Genomic DNA, 17,824 nt, shown 5'->3' with positions numbered 1-17,824 from the left:
CTGTACTGATCGTTACAAAATATGGCTCAGTTCTATCTCATCCCAATGGAATGTGATTCGATTGATATCCTCATTTCCACTGCTGGTTCCCACATGAATCTCAATGTACTCGAAATCATGGAAGGCTTTGACCGCGTGCCGCTGATTCTTGCGGATACAGACGGCCTTTCCCTGGCTTAAGGGAATCTTCGTGCCCTCCAGAATTAATTCTCCGGTACCCCGAAGAACCGTCCAGATCTCATCCCGGTGCTCATGGTAGTGATAACTGGATGTCATTCCATCGTAAATGCAGATTTTCCGGGTTAAAGTTGTCTGGCCCTGGCTCTCGGTATCATCCAGGGTCTCCAGGGTGCCCCAGCGGCGCTCCTCAAACATGGGCTTCGTATCAAAGGCTGACGCAACGGCCTTCACATTGGCGGTCTGGCTTTTATCCGCTACCAGAATGCCGTCCTGGGCGGCCACCACCACCAGATCCCGGGTTCCCATGACGGCTACCGGCATCTTCAGCTCGTTGATGACCTGGGTGTTCTCGCAGGTGTCGTCCAGCACCACATTTCCGATGGTGTCGGTGCTCATCTGGTCTGCCAGGGCGTCCCAGGTTCCCAGATCTTTCCAGTACCCGTTGAACTCCACCGCGGCCAGGTGCTCCGCTTTTTCCAGCACCTCGTAATCGAAGCTGATTTTCGGCAGGCTTTCATAGGCAGCGCAGAGGGCATCGTAATCCTCCGGTACGCCGTAAGTCCCTGTGCGCTTCAAGATATCCCCGATTTTCACGCAGAATACGCCGCAGTTCCACAATGCGCCCTCTTTCAGCAGGGCCCCAGCCTTTTCCTCGTCCGGCTTCTCCGCAAAGCCCCGGACTTCGAACCAGCCGTCCTTCCGCGCTCCCGGCAGGATGTAACCGTATTTGGTGGCCGGGTAGCTGGGCGCTGCGCCCATCAGTCCTACCTCTGCGCCGGATTCCCGCATGATCGCCTCCAGCTTCTTTACCGTCTCAAAGTAGCTGCCCTCGGTGTAGGGATCCACCGGCATGATCGCCGCATAATCCTCCCGGCTGGCTCCGTGCTTCAGAAGCCAGGCGCAGGAGAGCAGCACAGCGGCGAAGGTGTCCCGGCGACCCGGCTCCACTGCGATCCGTGCCTCCTTCACCTGACTTTTGATGAGCTCCACCTGCTCGCTGCCAGCCGTGATGACGGCCTGCCCTGCGATACCCGCTTCGCCCAGCTGCTCCCAGACTCTCTGGAGCATAGAGCAGTGTTCCATGGAATTATTCTCTTTATTGACCACCTTCAGGTACTGCTTGGGCCGCGCGTCGTTGGACAGGGGCCAGAGCCGTTTTCCGGAGCCTCCGGACAGTAATACGTAGTACATACAGCTTCTCCTTTGCCAGATTACACTCTCACGCTTTCTTGCATTCCTGCTTCGAAAGCATCTAAATATGTATTATTTTGTCTACATCTCTTCTTATCTTTTTCTTGCTTTTGCTAGTATATACCTGTATATTATACTTAACAAGTGAGGATATTGCCGTAAATAGGTATTTTATTGCTGTTTGCTATTCCCCGTTCAGGAGGTCATTTCCCATGAAAAACTATTTTGATAAATTCCCGGATTCCTACCTGGAAAGCTCCCGGCGGCGGATTCAGACGCCCAGCGCCTTCGCCCGCTCGGCCTTTTTCTATGTGCAGGAAACCGGTTATCTGAAGCTTCGCGAAAGCCACGTGGCCAGCCGTAAGAATCTGGAATCCTATCTGGTGGTGCTAGTGCTCTCCGGCAGCGGCATGCTCATGTATGACGGTACGATTTATGAGCTGCATAAGGGCTCCTGTTTTTTCATCGACTGCATGGTGCCCTATTATCACCAGAGCAGTGAGACCGATCCCTGGGAGCTCATCTGGGTGCATTTTAACGGCTCCTCCTCCCGGGAATATTATCAGTATTTCGCGGCCAACAGCGCGCCGGCTTTCATGCCGGCTGATTTTCCCACGCTGCGGCAGAAGCTGGATGGACTTCTGGAGTTGAATGAAAATTCCGATTTTCAGACGGAGATCAATTCAGCCCGTCTGATTGTAGATATTCTGTCCATTTTATTGCAGGACATTACAGAATCCAGGGAAGAAAAATACCCGGGCCGCCTGAAGATGACCGAGGTAAAAAAATATCTGGATGAGCATTATACGGAAAAGTTCTCCCTGGACGAGCTTTCGGAGCGGTTCTTTATCAGTAAATATCATCTGTCCCGGGAATTTCACCAGTACTATGGAACCACGCTGAACCAGTATGTAATCTCCCGGCGGCTGACCCGGGCAAAAAAACTCCTACGCTTCTCTGTCCTGACTCTGGATGAGATTGCCCGCAGCTGCGGTTTCTATGACGCAAGCTATCTGAACCGTCAATTTAAAAACTCCGAGGGAATTACCGCCTCGGAGTTTCGAAAAAAATGGAAAAATTAATATTTCCTGTATGATTCTATTTATAAGTCAGCATCTGGGTTACGGAGTCATCCGCATTTTCCGCGTTAATCCAGTAGTAACCCGGTTCGATTACGGAAGCATTGTCCAGACCCGCAATGGAGCGGAGCGCGGATACGGCACAGGCATAGCCCATGCCAAAGGCGTCCTGACCCATAATGCCTGTCAATGTGCCGTCCTTCACAGCCTGCACCAGCTTGGCAGAGGTATCAAAGCCTGCGGCCAGTACAGTCTGTCCTTCCAGCGCAAACTTAGATACCACGGCGGCAAGCACACGGGTCACATTATCATTGGTTCCAAAGTATGCCTTCAGTTCCGGGTGTTCTGCCATGACAGCTGCCACGATCTCCTCAGCGCTGCGCTCATCCTGGTTTACATAAGTTGTATCTATAATCTGTACATTCGGATGATTCTGTTCGATTTCCTCCCGGAAGCCCTTCTCGCGCTCGATGCCGGTCTCGGTCTCGGAGCTGTGTACCAGAAGCGCTACCTCACCGGAATCTCCGATAGCTTCACAGAGTCTGTCTGCCGCTTCAGCAGCCGCCTTGTAATTATCGGTCTTGGTTTCCGTCTCAATCAGGGAATTCTGGATGCTGGAATCCACCGCAAACACCGGTACGCCGTTGGACTCCGCCAGCTCCAGCTGGGTCTTGCCGGAATTCACGTCAACATAGCCCACAATCAGGGCGTCCGGGTTTTTGTCCAGCATCTGATCAATGATGTCGATCTGCTCGGATACATTCTCCTTGGAAGGAGCATCGTAGGTCAGCTTCACTTTGGCGTTTCCTGTGTAACCCAGCGCTTCATTGATATCTGTCACCGCCTGCTCCGCGCCTGCTTTTACACGCTTCCAGAAGCCGCTTGCGGAATCCTTTCCAATCATAGAAATAGCAGTGCCTTCCGGCACCTCGATCCCTTCCACCGACAGATAATCAATGCCTTCCGCTTCGATCGCGAACAGCTCCCGGAAGTTTTCCGGCATAACCTGCTCGTCACCTTCGTTCTCTGTCTCCGCAGCGGTCTCCGTCTTTTCCTCCGGCTTCGCTGTCTCTTCTTTCGTTTCCTCGGTCTGCGCCGGAGCCTCCGGCTTTACCTCATCTGTTTTCTTCTCGCCACTCACCGCGCATCCGGTCAGCAGCCCTGCCACACACAACATTGCTACAAACTTTTTCATTTTCCATTCTCCTGTTCTTTCCGAAGACGTCTCCGTCTCTTTCTCCATAGGATAAATCCCCCCATGCTCGCTATGACTGCTACTGCCGCCACGATCCACTGCCAGATTTCCTGTCCCATCCAGACATGATAATCTTCACTTACAATTTCCACGACTCTGGCGTGTTCCACACTTTTTCCGGCGATGTCATACATCTGTCCGATCAGTGCCGCTGTGGTTCCGCTCCACATACCGTAAGCCGCATCCACATCCGCCTGCGTAGCCTTTCCCTTCATGGCCTGTCTGACCACTGCCCGGTAATCCGATGAATTGGTGTGCCAGCTCTGATTCAATGTCTCCATCTGCTTGGCAGCTTCCTGACCGGGATTCCAGTCCAGGTTCGTCAGATTGACGCCCTGCGCCAGTTCGGAACCTTTGTACTGTCCCACCAGAATCCGATTCATATAAACCCGGTAGGTCACATCCGGATGAAGACCGGCTACCTGAAGGTTTTCCCAGCTTATCTCATCAACAATCTCAAAATACTGACTCGCCTCGTTAAATTCATAGGTCACTGCCATCGGAATACTGTGTGGCTGATAGCGGAAGGACACATAGCGGTCTCCCTTTCGCTTCAGCTTCGCCACAGTGGCATTGCGGGTCACTGCCGTCTCATCCTCATCCACTTCCACGGACGCCACCTCCTTATCCGCTCCCTGCTGGTACAGGAAGAAAAAGCCGGCGATCGTATTTCCCATGGCATTGGGATGCACATTGTCCGTGACTGTCAGCGTGTCATCCGGGATGCGCCCCTGCACGATCTCCGTCACCCAGAGCATCGGCGTATGCAAATCAATATAGTGAGTTCCCAGCTCGTCCGCCAGAATCTTCAGTTCTCCGGTATATTCACTCAGCAAATCATCGGTGTCATCCTTCTGCTTACCATTTTCATCATAATTGGAGCTTCGGGTCTGGTCGTAAGGCGTAGGCGCCACCAGAATAATCTGATCGTTGGTAATTCCCCGGTCATTCAGTAGCTCAATCAGCTGGTTAATACTCTGAATATACCGCTTGGCCGACCAGTTATGCAAGGCCTCGTTCATACCGAACATAATGACTGCCTTATTGATCCCGTCAATGGCCTTATCTGTCACCACCGCGCTGTCACTGTACAGACGGACCGCATCTGCCGCCATATAGGAAGCTGTTCCCAGATTCCGGAATTCCAGCTTCCAGTCCGGATGCCGTGTAATATAATAATTGTAAATAAATTCCTGATAACTGATGCCTGTATATTCCACCTGGGTAATGCTGTCGCCGATAAAGCCGACTACATCGCCATCTTCAAACATACACTCATCTTTTTCCGGCATTACCTGCGCCAGCTCTTTCTCCAGCTCCGGATCGCCTTCTGAAGCCAGCGCTTCGCTGCCCGGAAGCAGAACGGCCGCGCAAAGTATTGCGGACAGACATTTTTTCCATTTTTTCATAATGTCCCCATTTCTTCTTATAACACGCAGTAAAGTATAACTTAAAAAGGGATATGCCGCAAGGCATATCCCTGAAAATACCGAAAATATTAAGATTTTTTCACACTTTTAACACACTTTAGTTAATGACTACGCCCTTCTGAAGCATCACATTCGCGTAAACCGCGCTCTCGCCTGTGGCAATGATCGCATAGGCTTTCTTTGCCTCTTCATAGAACTGAAAGCGCTCAATATTGCCGACGCAGGCAGCGCCGCGCTTATCATGCTTCGCAACGATCTCTTTGTAGGTGTCCCAGATCGGAGTTTCTACGGGATCGCCCGGCATTACCTCCATCAGGTTCATAGGCTTCTCCACATAGGTATCCAGCGGCATTACCTGCAGGATAGCGTCCAGAAGCTCCGGTACGCCATGGCCGTCGCAGCGGATGACGATAGCGTCTTTTCCCATGGATTCTGCCGGGAAATTGCCGTCGCCGATAACGACGCGGTCACTGTGCCCCATCTCACAAAGTACTTTTAAGAGCTCAGGGGATAAGATACTCGGAATTCCTTTTAACATAATAGTTCTCCTTTTCTTTGTTATTCCAGAAAGGGCACACCAGACGGTGTGCCCCTCATTATTTTATTTAGTTTTCAGATATACTGTCTGACCGAAATTACTCGTACAGGTTCTGTGCGATCTCTGCGTCACCGCAGTTCTCTGCTGTATACCACTGGCATCCTGTATCTGTATCCTTAACAGCTGCGGTATTTCCGGAAGCTGCATCGTACAGAAGCTGAACCAGAGTCTCACCCATAGCTACCGGAGCCTGAGTAATGGAACCAAGCAGAACGCCGTCCTTAACTGCCTGAATCTGAGCTGCGCCAGAGTCAAAGCCTGCTGCAACGATCTTGCCCTCGCCAACGCCGCACTTGTTCAGGTTCTCATTTGCGGTGATGATAGCGTTTGCGGAATGCTCGTTGGAGCCGTAGATTGCGATAGTATCCTTCTCATTCATCAGAGCGGTTGCATCTGCTGCAGACAGCTCAGAGGTAACGCTTGCCGGTACACGAACGTCGATAACAACGTCAGCGCCATCGGTCTTCTCAGCCTTGGAATCTGCGATGTACTTGTCGTTTCCAACTACGTTGGAAGTCTTGCCATCAGCCTTAGCCAGCTCAGCGAACTTGTCGATGAAGCCAAGACCTCTGTTGATAACGGACTCGGAAGTAGCATCCTGAGCTACAACACCAACACGAACCGGAGCGGTTGCGTTAGCTACCTGATCCTTAACTGCCTCATAAACCTTCTCTGCTGCCAGAGCGCCTGCTGCGTAGTTGTCAGTAGAGCAGTTTGCAAGTACGGATCCTTCCGGAGCGCCCGGAACACCAGAGTCAAATCCGATTACCGGAATGTTGCTGTCCATAGCCTTCTGAAGCAGATCCTTAACGGACTCTGTATCCAGAGCTGCCAGACCAACTGCTGTCGGGTTAGCGTTCAGAGCACTCTCAAGCTGCTGAACCTGCTGGGAAATGTTGGACTCACTGTCCGGACCTACGAAGTTAACAGTAACTCCGAGCTCTGCAGCCTTCTGCTCAACACCCTTCTTAACTGCCTGCCAGTACTGATGCTGCAGACCCTTGGAAACGATCTCGAAAGACATTCCGCTTGCGTCAGCTGCCGGAGCTGCTGCATCGTCTGTGGTCTCCTCAGTTTCTGCGTCAGGAGTTGTGGTTGTGGTGGTATCCTTGGAGCCGCCGCATGCGGTCAGTCCAACTACCATCGTTGCTGCAAGAACTGCTGCCAATACCTTCTTTTTCATGTAAAAATCCTCCTTTTATTATGTTCTCCTTATTGGATTCTTATTTATATGAACTGCTCGCCGCAGTACACATCGTTATATAATTTTGAATTTCCCTTACTTATCCAGCTTCTTATTCTTCAGTACGTCGATGTAAACAGCTACAATCAGTACCAGTCCGATGATAATCTGCTGATAGTTTGCCTGAAGTCCGATAAGCGGAAGTCCTGTCTGGAGTACGGACATAATGAATACTCCCAGGATAGTACCGGAGATACTTCCGGATCCGCCGCTCATGGAGGTTCCTCCGATGATAGCTCCGCCGATAGCGTTCAGCTCTACTCCACCACCGCCGCCGGGCGCCATGGACTGGAACGCGGAGCTGTAAGCCAGCGCTGCAAGTCCTGTGAAGATACCGGAGAATATATACGCCATGGTCTGATATTTTGCTACATTGATACCGGACAGACGGGTTGCCTCTTTGTTACTTCCGATTGCGATGATGTAACGTCCTGTACGTGTCTTATTGAGCACGATGCTCATAACCACTGCCAGAATCATAACCCACAGGAAGCCCAGGGGAAGCTTTGTCTCGCCTATCGTCAGCTTGAACAGGCTTCTGGTCCAGCCGTTGGGTGCGGTAGCGCCCGGCCAGGTTACACTGGCTCCGCCGGTGGCGATAGCGCCCAGACCTCTGGCAATCATCATGGTACAGAGGGTTGCCAGGAACGGAGCGTGTCCGCCCTTGGAAACAATCAGTCCGTTGATAATTCCCATTACCAGACCGCAAATCAGGGTTGCCAGAATACCTACGATAACCGGCATTCCCTGACGTGTAATCAGGTATCCTCCAATCAGCGCGTAGCAGAACATACCGGTTCCGATGGAAAGGTCAACACCGCCTGTAATCAGGCAGAAGGTTACGCCGATTCCAAGGAATGCCAGGTAGTATGTATAATCCATGATACTTAACAGTGTAGAATACTGCCGGAATGAGGGGCTTACCGCGCTGAAAAACGCTATCAGGGCAATCAGCACAATCACGACGACAATTTTCTGTACACCAATCGCTCTCACAAGCGGATTGTTTGTAAAAGCATTTCCGTTTTTCTTGTCTGTCATTGTCTTATTCCCTCCTATTTTCTAAGCGTTGCCGCGTGCATGATCCGCTCCTGTGTGGCTTCTTCGATTCCCAGCTCGCCGGTCTTTCTTCCCTCACACATGACTACGATACGGTCACTCATTCGCAGAATCTCTGTCATCTCTGAAGAAATCATGATAATGGATTTTCCTTCCGCTACCAGCTCGTTCATCAGATGATAAATCTCGCTCTTCGCGCCTACGTCGATACCTCTGGTAGGCTCGTCGAAAATCAGGATGTCACAGTTTCTTACCAGCCACTTGGCGATAACCACCTTCTGCTGGTTTCCTCCGGACAGGTTGACTACCAGCTGATCCACGCTGGGAGTCTTGGTCTTCAGGGCCTCTACATATTCCTGAGCTACATCCTTCTCCTTCTTCTTATCAATGAAGATGCCCTTCATGAAGTTCTCCATGGTAGCCATGGTGGAGTTCTCAGCTACTGTCTTGTCTACTACAATACCGAAACGCTTACGGTCCTCGGAAAGGTATCCGATACCACATTTAACAGCATCCTGCGGAGTCTTGATGTCTACCTTCTGTCCATTGACATAGATATCGCCGCTGTCCTTCGGGTCTGCTCCGAACAGCGCTCTGGCTGTCTCGGTACGGCCCGCGCCCATCAGTCCGGAGAAGCCGAGGATTTCGCCCTTATGAAGCTCAAAGCTTACATCCTTTACCATTCTTCCTGCATTCAGGTGCTCTACCTTCAGAACTACCGGCGCGTCCGGCGCAACCTGGCTTTCTGTCTTCGGGTCCTCATAGATAACACGGCCAACCATCATGTTGATGATGTCGTCCTTGGTGGAATCCTTAGTAATCAGGGTTCCTACATATCCGCCGTCACGCATAACGGTTACGCGGTCTGTGATAACCTTAATCTCATCCATACGGTGTGAGATATATACGATACCCATCTGCTTGTCGCGCAGGTCGCGGATAATCTTGAACAGCTCCTCGATCTCTGCCTCGGTCAGCGCTGCTGACGGCTCGTCGAAGATAATAACCTTTGCGTCATGGGAGATAGCCTTGGCGATCTCGCACATCTGCTGCTTTCCGACTGTCAGGCGGCTCATGGTCTCCTTCGGGTCGATATTGATACCAAGCTGATCGAACAGCTTCTTTGCTTCTTCATTCATCTTCTTATCGTCGATGAGCTTTCCGTTCATGTACTCACGGCCGATAAAAATGTTCTGAGCTACGGTCAGATGACCCATCATGTTCAGCTCCTGGTGCACAATAACGATACCTGCATCCTGGGCCTCTCTCGGATTGGTGAATTCTACTTCCTTACCCTCATAGGTAATGGTTCCCGCATCCTTATGGTAAATACCTGTCAGAACCTTCATCAGAGTTGACTTGCCGGCTCCGTTCTCACCCATAAGGGCGTGAACCTCTCCCTTGCGGACCTCCAGGTCTACGTGATCCAGCGCATGTACGCCGGGGAACGACTTGTCAATTCCCTTCATGGTTAAAATTACGTCACCCATTTTTCGCTTCCCCCTTCCGATTAATTCCGTCTGCGCCGGCTTCTAAGGTCAGCGTAAACAACCACCAGTACGATGATACCAGTAATGATATACTGATAATTGATCTGGAATCCCATAGCCAGGATTCCTTCCTGCAGAAGGGCTATAATCAGAACTCCTACCAGGGTTCCGGCGATGGATGCCACTCCACCGGTCATGGAGGTACCGCCCATTACGCAACCCGCGATTGCCTCGTTGTTGAAGGTATCGCCCAGACCCGGCTGAACGGTAGTGTATGCTCCTACATAGAAGATAGCTGCAAGTCCTGCCAGCAGGCCACAGATGATGTAGGCAAGCATTTCCCATTTCTTTGTATTTACACCGGACAGACGAACCGCCTCGCGGTTGCTTCCGATACAGAGAATGTATCTTCCGGCTTTTGTCTTATTTAAAATAATGGAGCAGATAATCGCGCCGATAATCAGGTAGATAAGACCGGTCGGAATATCCATACCGTTTACCTTCATCTTTACCAGATTACGGAACCAGCCGTTGGCGTCTGCTGACTGGGGCCAGCTGACAGACTGTGTCTTGGTAAATACGGAGCCGACACCCTTCGCAATCATCATACTCGCCATGGAAGTGATGAAGGAAGGCAGTCCTGCGTAAGCTACCAGGAAACCATTGATGATACCGAAGATGGTTCCTACCAGAATGCTTACCAGCAGACATACCGGAAGCGGTACACCCTTCAGGGTCAGCATATATCCTGAAATCAGTGCTGAACAGAACATAACCGGTCCGATTGAGAAATCGATTCCTCCGGTCGCAATTACAAATGTTACACCCAGTGCAAGAAATCCTAAAAAGTAAGCGTAGTTCAGAGCACTTACGATTCGAGAATAACTTACGAAGCTTGCATTTGTCTTAATCAGCGGCGTCGCAATGGCAAACAGTATGTACAGCACCACCATAACACACAGCAGAACCAATGTGTTAAAGCCAATCTTTTTGACGAACGCATTTTCTTTTATCTTCTCCACTTTCCTTCCTCCTAACTTCTGACTGTCCCTCCTGCCTCACCCCATAAAGAGACAAAAGGAACTGAACAACCATTTCTTCAGTCTTGTCCGCTCTGTCAATCTATGACTATTATATGTCCAAAATATGAATAAAGTAATAGAAAATCTTTTTGGAAAGGTTGAAAATCTTCTTTAAATCAACGAAAATGTGGTAAAAAAAGCACCTTTTTCAACATGAATAAAGATTTCGCAGGCTGCTGTCCGAAACAGCCGCCCGCGAAATCCTTATTTTGCGATCGGAAAGAGAAGCTTCTGATTCTCCTCCGTGTACATATTCTCTTTTGTAATCAGCTCTGAACCGGAGTCTGTGCTTTTCGCGATCTTTCGTCCCCGCACCGCGTTCACCGCTGTCTCCACACCCAGGTATCCCATGTTGAAGGGCTTCTGGATCACCAGGGCTTCATAAATACCCGCCTCCAGATACTGGATCTGTTCCATGGAGCTGTCGATACTGCCCATCCGGATCTGGTCGGTCTTCCCGAGAGCCTTCACAGCCCGGGCCGCTCCCACGGCAGAATACTCATTGAGACCCACGATCATATCCATGTCCGGATATTTTTTCAGAAGCTCCTTCGTCTGCTCATAGGCTTTGTCTGCGTCGGAATCGCAGAATACAATCTCCGCCACCTGTGAGCCAGCGTCACCCAGACCTGCGCGAAAGCCTGCCTCCCGTCCCACTGCCGTGGAGCTGCCCTTCACATGCCCCACGATTCCAATGACACTGTCCTCCTTCACAAACTGCTTCATATAGCTGCCCAGCTTATAACCGGCCTCATAATTATCGGTGGCCACCACTGCGCTGCCCATGGGCTCATCCATGGTGGAGTCTGCCAACACCAGCCGGATTCCTGCTTTTTCAATCTGCTCCGCATATGCTGCGGTCTGATCCGTACTGCTGGGGCAGAGCACGATAGCGTCCGGCTTCGATGCAATGGCGTCCAGAATCATCTGGTTCTGCGTATCCACCTCACGCTCATTTTTCGGACCCATGACAGTCAGATTCACATTATATTCTTCTGCTGCGGTCTCCCCGCCCTGATATACGGAGGTCCAGAAATCCGTATCATCCAGAGCCTTCTGTATCAGCACGATATCCAACGGGCGCGCCGTGTCCCGGGCCTTTTTCCAGTACCAGAGGCCGCCGGCCAGCACAATCAGGGCCGTGCCGGCAGCCAGAAGCATCCGTGCCCGTTTTTTACTCATTTTCAACTGCCGTCACGTCCTTTCCGGCCGGAATCACCACGATAGCCCTGGTTCCCTGTCCCGGCTCGCTCTCAAAATGCAGCCCGTATTCCGGGCCGTAGAACAGCCGGATCCGTTCATTTACATTGGAGACGCCCACGCCGTTGGACTTTGTATCCCGGATGTGTTTTTCGAAGATATGGGCCAGAGCCTCCGCGTCCATGCCGATGCCGTCGTCCTCCACCTCCAGCTGTATGAGGCCGCCGGTTCGGAAACCGCGGATTTCAATGGTGCCTTTTCCTTCTTTATATTTGATACCGTGATAAATGGCATTCTCTACCAGGGGCTGCAAAAGGAGTTTTACAATTTTTTCCTCTTTTATGTCTTCTTCTACCGAAATTGAATATTCCAGTTTATCCTTATACCGCATTTTCTGAATGGTCAGATATGCCTCGGTGCAGTCCAGCTCCTCGCCGATGGTCACCAGCTCCTGTTCGTTGCTGATGGTCCGACGCAGCAGACGCGCCAGGGACGACGTCATGGTTACAACCTCCTTGTTTTTGCCCCACTCGGCCATCCAGATAATGGAATCCAGGGTATTATACAGAAAATGAGGGCTAATCTGGGATTGCAACGCCTTCAGCTCGTACTTGCGCTTGGCCCGCTGCTCCTGCTCGCTCTGCCGCATCAGGTTCTGAATTTCCTCAGTCATAATATTGAAGCTGCGGGTCAGGGAGCCAATCTCATTGCTGTCCCGCACTGCCAGGGCCGCATTACTGAAATTGCCCCGCTCTACTTCCTTCATGGAGCGCTCCAGTCCCTTTATGGGCCTGGTAATTTCGCTGGAAAGCAGGTAGGCCAATGTCAGCGCCACGGTAAAAAGCAGCAGCGCCATGACCACATAAATCAGCCGTGCCGCGTCCGCGTCCGCCATCAGCTCCGCCACGTTGGAAACGCCCACCACGATCCAGCCGGTGGCCTCCGACCGGGAAATGGTGTATAGCTTTCCATCCTCTGTCAGGAAAGAGGAGTCTGTGCTCTCCATGACCTCGGAAATCAATTCATGCTTCATACCACTGTAGATCAGCTGCTGCTGGGGATGATAGACAATACTTCCGTCTTTATCCAGGATATAGATATAACCCTTATTGCCCAGGCTGATGCGTTCGCACAGCTCCCGGATGGAGTTGTAATTCAAATCCACAAAAAATACGCCGCAGACGCCGGGATTCGCCTTGTTGGTGATGCTCCGGCTTAAGGTCACCACCCAGTCGTATTTATCCTGCACCGCGTTCTGCACATGCGAGGATGAGATAGCCGCCTGTCCATTCAGCTCCAACGCCTCCTGATACCAGGACATGGCGCCCACCTTCGTATAGGGATTCAGCTCCGCGTCCCCGTCATTGATGATCGGATCCCGATCCTGAGGCAGTAAAGCAATATTCGTAATATCCCCGCGGGTATCCGACACAGTCTTAAATACGGTGGTAATCCGCTCCCGCAGCTGCCTTGCGCGCTCGTCACTCAAATTTTCCGTGAAGAGATAATCCCGGACATCATAGTTGCTGGATACGATATAGGAAATATTTTCCATATAATTGATATAAGAATCAATGTCGTTGTTTACCTGGCCAATCAGCTGTGAGGTATAGGCCTTGGAATTCTTCAGAACCGTATTTTCCGTATACCGCAGGGAAATCACCAGATAGGTCAGCAGGGAAAAGACAATCAGCACACTGAAGACCACTATAATCGAAGTACGGATACTGCGGAACCGCGTCAGCAGATTCTTTTTCATTTCTTCCGTTTCTCCTTCGCGTATTCGGTCGGGGTTTTGCCGGTGGCTTTCTTAAAGGCCACGCTGAAATAATGGGGATCGGAAAATCCCACTTCTTCCGCTACCTCATAGGCGCGTTTGGAGGTATTTTCCAGTAGCTGTTTTGCCTTTTCCATCCTCTTTTTTGTCAGCGCCTCAATGAAGGTCTCTCCGGTATGCGTCTTGAACATGGTGCTGAAATAGCTGGTACTCATGGCCAGATAGGTGCAGACGGAATTCAGGGTCACATCTGAATTCATGTAGTTGCGTTCAATGTATTCCTGCGCTCTGGCTGCCTGCTTTTTCCCGTAGCTGTCCCGCTGCTCATTCAGAAGCCTGGAAAGATGTCCGCAGATAGCAATGATGTCCGTGGACATATCCCGAAGCCGCTCGTAGGTATAAAGCCGGTTCATCAGCTCTTTTTCTTCTTTGTATATCTCATTTTCCTGTTCTTCTTCCAAATCCGCGCTGTTTATCACGCTGAGGAGCAGGTTCTGCATATAGATAATGGAACGGGTCCGATTGGTCCGCCGCTCCCGGAGCTCCTGGGCGAAGCCCCGCACTTCTTTTTCAATAATCTCCGTATTCCCGGCCTTCACACCTGCCAGAACCCGTTCCGCCCAATGGGACACGTCGATGGGCGCGCTCTTACTGGCATCCAGCATTTCCGACCAGAGAATCCGGGAACCGCCAAGAAGCCACCGAAGCTCCAGCGCCGCCTTCGCTTTTTCAAAGGACGGATAGAGCTTCATAATGTCCGATACATCCTCGCCTACGCCTGCCGTTGTATCAATAAACAGCAGCTCTTTGACCGTCTTCTGCACTTCCGTCAGCGCAGTCTCCGCCCGCTCGTCCAGCTCTTTTTTATTATCCCCATAGAAAATGACTACCGTGCTGGTGTCCATATTCTGAAATACTACGCCCAGCTTCCGCTGTTCAATGAGCTCCTGGGTAATATTGTAAATGGAAAACTGTGCCAGTTCCTCCCGCACGCCCGGGTACCGTTCCAGAAACGGCGACAGGTCGTCCCCTGTCACAATGGCTGTATTATAGAAGGAACCCGGCAGAGAAACATCCAGATCCTTCATTTTCTCTTCCAGGTTCTCCCGGCGCTCGTCTCCCCGCAGGAGACTGTTCAAAAAGCGCCCGCGCAAAAGAGGCCTGTTGCTCTGATAGGCCCCTTTTAATTTCTTTAATGTGGTTCGTTCGGTCCGCGCTTCATCCAGACGCGCCTTTGCCTTCAAAAGCACTTCTGTCAGCTCCGACGGTGTGATCGGTTTCAGAATATACTCCATCACCTGATAGCGCACCGCCTGCTTGGCGTACTCAAATTCATCGTAGCCGCTGATAATAATCGTCTTTGTGTCCGGGCAGTTCTCGAAGATATACTTCGCCAGTTCTATTCCATCCACATAAGGCATACAAATATCCGTCAGTACCAGATCCGGCTTCTTCTGTCGAATTACTTCCATGGCATCCCGGCCATTTTCACAGCTTGCTACCAGCTCAAATCCCAGCTTCCCCCACGGGATATTTTCACTGATTGCTTCGCGGGTCAGGGCTTCATCGTCTACCAGCAATACCTTGTACATGTTGCTCCCCCAATGTTATTCTTTTTATCCGATAAACTGATTTACCAGACTCATAATCTTATCAAAAAAGCGGGTAATAAAATTGCCGACCTGCTTGGTATCGATCTTGTCCAGATCCAGGCCCATGCCCTTCAGCTTGTTGTAAATCTCTGTGGCCTGCTTCGACAGGGCGTCCACGTCGATATCCAGCTTGCTGATCTTGTTCATCAGGCCAATCAGCTGCTGAACCTGATCATCGGTCAGCTTGATGTTAAATTTGTCCATGGCGTCACGGATGATTTTCTCAATGTCTGCGTCGTCTTTTACATTATTTTCCAGAATTTGCTGCTTGATATAGGCCACCATGTCGGAAGCGGTCTCGGAATCGCCCAGCTGATCACCCAGATCGCCGGTCACTACCAACTCGTTGACGGCGGTCTCCAGAGCCTGCTCATCTACCTTGGTGCCGGTCATATCCGCGTAACCCTTGACCGCGCCGATCAGAGCGGAGGTTCCGGAGATGTTGGACGGAGCCGCCACGAATACGTTGGCGTCCTGAAGGCCTGCGGTCAGCAGTGCGTTGGTATACATGTCGATGGTGCAGTAGCTGATATTATAAGTGGTAACATTCAGGCCGGCGCCCTCCTCAGCCGGACGGATCAGCACGGATGATAAGGCGTGGGTGCCGATAACGCTGGATGAAAGGTAAGCGTCCAGATACTGATGCTCCTCCGCATTGGTGATGCTGATGACGTCGTAATTGGCCAGATCGCTCTCATCCACGCCCAGAAGTCCCAGAACCGCAGCCCGCTGATCCGTGCTTAAATCCGCGCCCAGCGCCAGAATCGGTTTGTCATCGGAGGCGGCATTCGCTGTCACGCCAAGTCCCAGAGTCATGGTCAGAACCAGTACCATTGCTAAAAGCTTCTTTGTTATTTTCATAATTATTTTCCTCCTGTTTTACGCCGCGGATCGTTCATCCGTACGTACAACCATGCGTAGAGATCCTTGTAGACCGTGGCACGATCTGTCTCGTTGAGGATCTCATGTCTGTCATTTTCATATAAAATCCAGGTAACGTCCTCCATACCTACAGCCTGAAAGGCCTTCCGCACCTGCTCCACGCCTTTTCCAAAATTTCCCACCGGATCTTCGGCTCCGGATACGAACAGCACCGGCAGATCCATCGGCATTTTCTGAAGATTCTCCGGTTTCGAGGCCTCCTCGATGCTATGGAACAGATTATAATAGCCGTTCAGTGTAAATAAGAAGGTACAGCGCTCATCTGCGAGATAAGCGTCTACAATCCGCTCGTCCTTCGTCAGCCAGTCTCTGGTGGTGCGGGCCGGTCGGAAGTGCTTATTATAGCCCCCGAAGGCCATATTGTCAACAAAGGGCCAGCGGTAACGCCATCCCTTCACCTTCGCCATCAACCGACAGAGGTTCTGCCCAAAGCGCAATGCCGCCATCGGCTGGCTTCCGGTTCCCATGATAATCGCACCGTCCAGCTCATCACCGTAACGGCACAGATACTGACGAAGCAAAAAAGATCCCATGCTGTGGCCCAGTATATAATAGGGCAGCTCCGGATACCGCTTCGCCGTCCTCTTGTGCAGGGTTCTCAGATCCCGCAGCACGATTCCGTTACCGTTCTTCTCTGCGAAATATCCGTAATCCTCTTTATTTACAATGGAGCCGCCGTGGCCCAGATGGTCATTGCCCACCACCAGAAGGCCCTTTTCCGTCAGGTAAGAGGCGAACTCCTCATAGCGTTCGATATACTCCACCATGCCGTGGAAGATCTGAAGCACCGCTTTCGGCTCTCCTGCTTCCGGCTTCCACTCCACGCCATGGATCTTCGTCCGCCCGTCCGCGGACGCGTATGAAAATTCCCGTTTTACTGCCATGTCATTTTCCTTTTATTCTAATACCCAAAAAGGGGTATCTTTCCTTTCAGATACCCCCTTTTATCTCTGTCAGTCTGTGTTATTTATCAGTCAGCATATTTTCCGCAAAATCCTGAATGGCCTTTGCCGCCTGCTCATAGGTCATCTGTGTGGTATTGATGCACAGATCGTAGTTCTGCATATTCTCCCATTCCTGACCGGTAAAATAGCGATAGTAATCGCGGCGGTACTTATCCGTCTTGGTGATGAACTTATCCGCCGTCTTCCAGTCGATCTTCTGGCGGTTCATCTCTTTCTCAATACACTTTTCCCGGGATGCGTAAATGTACACACGAACCAGTCCCGGCTTGTCGCGAAGCACATAATCTGCCGCGCGGCCAATGACCACATAGTTGGACTCGTCCGCCAGCTCGCGGAGCACCTTAGCCTGATAGTTGAACAGGTTATTGTTCGAGGTGAAATCCTCCTTCTCCGGCGGGATCAGGCCTCCTGTATATACCTTCTGGGATGCCCGGAACAAAAGGCTCTGCTTCTGATCCTCATCCGCCCTGGCGAACAGCTCCTCGCTGATGCCGCTGTCGTCTGACGCCAGACGCAGGATATTCCGGTCATAAATCTCCACGCCCAGATTCTTTGCAAGAATTTTTCCGATAGAGGTCGCCCCGCTTCCGCAGGTTCTGGTGATTGCAATTACGAATTTATCCATATACAAGCCTCCTCTTTTCTCCGCTTATAGGTATTTTTATTGTAGTTTTTTTTCGA

General features: G+C 51.2%; 15 protein-coding genes. 1 reads left to right on the top strand and 14 read right to left on the bottom strand.

Annotation, left to right across the window (positions count from 1 at the left end):
• Positions 1 to 12 precede the first annotated feature (12 nt).
• Entirely contained in the window at positions 13 to 1,371 is a 1,359-nt protein-coding gene (locus WMO29_RS11745) for a sugar phosphate nucleotidyltransferase (RefSeq protein ID WP_349164918.1), read from the bottom strand.
• Between the two features lie 212 nt (positions 1,372 to 1,583).
• Here WMO29_RS11745 and WMO29_RS11740 point away from each other — a divergent pair, with 212 nt between their 5' ends.
• On the top strand, positions 1,584 to 2,453 hold the full coding sequence (locus WMO29_RS11740) for a helix-turn-helix transcriptional regulator (RefSeq protein ID WP_349164917.1): 870 nt from the start codon (positions 1,584 to 1,586) through the stop codon (positions 2,451 to 2,453).
• 16 nt (positions 2,454 to 2,469) lie between these two features.
• Here the strand turns inward: WMO29_RS11740 and WMO29_RS11735 are convergent, their stop codons facing one another.
• From WMO29_RS11735 to WMO29_RS11675, 13 genes are all read right to left on the bottom strand, one after another.
• A complete protein-coding gene (locus tag WMO29_RS11735; protein WP_349164916.1) occupies positions 2,470 to 3,645 on the bottom strand; it encodes a substrate-binding domain-containing protein in 1,176 nt (391 codons plus the stop codon).
• Positions 3,642 to 5,114, bottom strand: a complete 1,473-nt coding sequence (locus WMO29_RS11730) for a GDSL-type esterase/lipase family protein (protein ID WP_349164915.1) — start codon at positions 5,112 to 5,114, stop codon at positions 3,642 to 3,644. The genes WMO29_RS11735 and WMO29_RS11730 overlap by 4 nt, the downstream gene beginning before the upstream one ends.
• Positions 5,115 to 5,232: 118 nt before the next feature.
• Positions 5,233 to 5,673 carry an RbsD/FucU family protein gene (locus tag WMO29_RS11725; protein WP_349164914.1) on the bottom strand — a complete coding sequence of 147 codons (441 nt, stop codon included), beginning with the start codon at positions 5,671 to 5,673 and terminating at the stop codon, positions 5,233 to 5,235.
• 97 nt (positions 5,674 to 5,770) lie between these two features.
• Entirely contained in the window at positions 5,771 to 6,916 is a 1,146-nt protein-coding gene (locus tag WMO29_RS11720; protein WP_349164913.1) for a substrate-binding domain-containing protein, read from the bottom strand.
• Positions 6,917 to 7,012: 96 nt separating this feature from the next.
• A complete protein-coding gene (locus WMO29_RS11715; protein WP_349164912.1) occupies positions 7,013 to 8,017 on the bottom strand; it encodes an ABC transporter permease in 1,005 nt (334 codons plus the stop codon).
• 14 nt (positions 8,018 to 8,031) lie between these two features.
• Positions 8,032 to 9,525: a sugar ABC transporter ATP-binding protein gene (locus WMO29_RS11710; protein ID WP_349164911.1), complete on the bottom strand. Its 1,494-nt coding sequence runs from the start codon at positions 9,523 to 9,525 to the stop codon at positions 8,032 to 8,034.
• A 20-nt stretch (positions 9,526 to 9,545) separates the two neighbouring features.
• Positions 9,546 to 10,547 carry an ABC transporter permease gene (locus WMO29_RS11705; RefSeq protein WP_178039013.1) on the bottom strand — a complete coding sequence of 334 codons (1,002 nt, stop codon included), beginning with the start codon at positions 10,545 to 10,547 and terminating at the stop codon, positions 9,546 to 9,548.
• Between the two features lie 264 nt (positions 10,548 to 10,811).
• Entirely contained in the window at positions 10,812 to 11,789 is a 978-nt protein-coding gene (locus WMO29_RS11700; RefSeq protein ID WP_178039012.1) for a substrate-binding domain-containing protein, read from the bottom strand.
• Positions 11,782 to 13,566, bottom strand: coding sequence for a cache domain-containing sensor histidine kinase (locus WMO29_RS11695; RefSeq protein ID WP_349164910.1), 1,785 nt, complete (start codon positions 13,564 to 13,566; stop codon positions 11,782 to 11,784). Before WMO29_RS11695 ends, WMO29_RS11700 begins: the two co-directional genes overlap by 8 nt.
• Positions 13,563 to 15,176 carry a response regulator transcription factor gene (locus WMO29_RS11690; RefSeq protein WP_349164909.1) on the bottom strand — a complete coding sequence of 538 codons (1,614 nt, stop codon included), beginning with the start codon at positions 15,174 to 15,176 and terminating at the stop codon, positions 13,563 to 13,565. Before WMO29_RS11690 ends, WMO29_RS11695 begins: the two co-directional genes overlap by 4 nt.
• A gap of 24 nt (positions 15,177 to 15,200) precedes the next feature.
• Positions 15,201 to 16,097, bottom strand: coding sequence for a DUF1002 domain-containing protein (locus WMO29_RS11685; protein ID WP_349164908.1), 897 nt, complete (start codon positions 16,095 to 16,097; stop codon positions 15,201 to 15,203).
• 2 nt (positions 16,098 to 16,099) lie between these two features.
• On the bottom strand, positions 16,100 to 17,062 hold the full coding sequence (locus tag WMO29_RS11680; protein WP_349164907.1) for an alpha/beta fold hydrolase: 963 nt from the start codon (positions 17,060 to 17,062) through the stop codon (positions 16,100 to 16,102).
• A 79-nt stretch (positions 17,063 to 17,141) separates the two neighbouring features.
• The gene (locus tag WMO29_RS11675; RefSeq protein ID WP_178039007.1) at positions 17,142 to 17,768 is read right to left on the bottom strand and encodes a cytidylate kinase family protein; all 627 of its coding nucleotides are present in this window, start codon (positions 17,766 to 17,768) and stop codon (positions 17,142 to 17,144) included.
• Positions 17,769 to 17,824: the final 56 nt, after the last annotated feature.

It is taken from the genome of Laedolimicola intestinihominis, assembly GCF_040096155.1.
Lineage (GTDB): Bacteria > Bacillota > Clostridia > Lachnospirales > Lachnospiraceae > Laedolimicola > Laedolimicola intestinihominis.
Note: the sequence above shows the minus strand (reverse complement) of the source record. Positions and strands in the feature narration are given on the sequence as shown.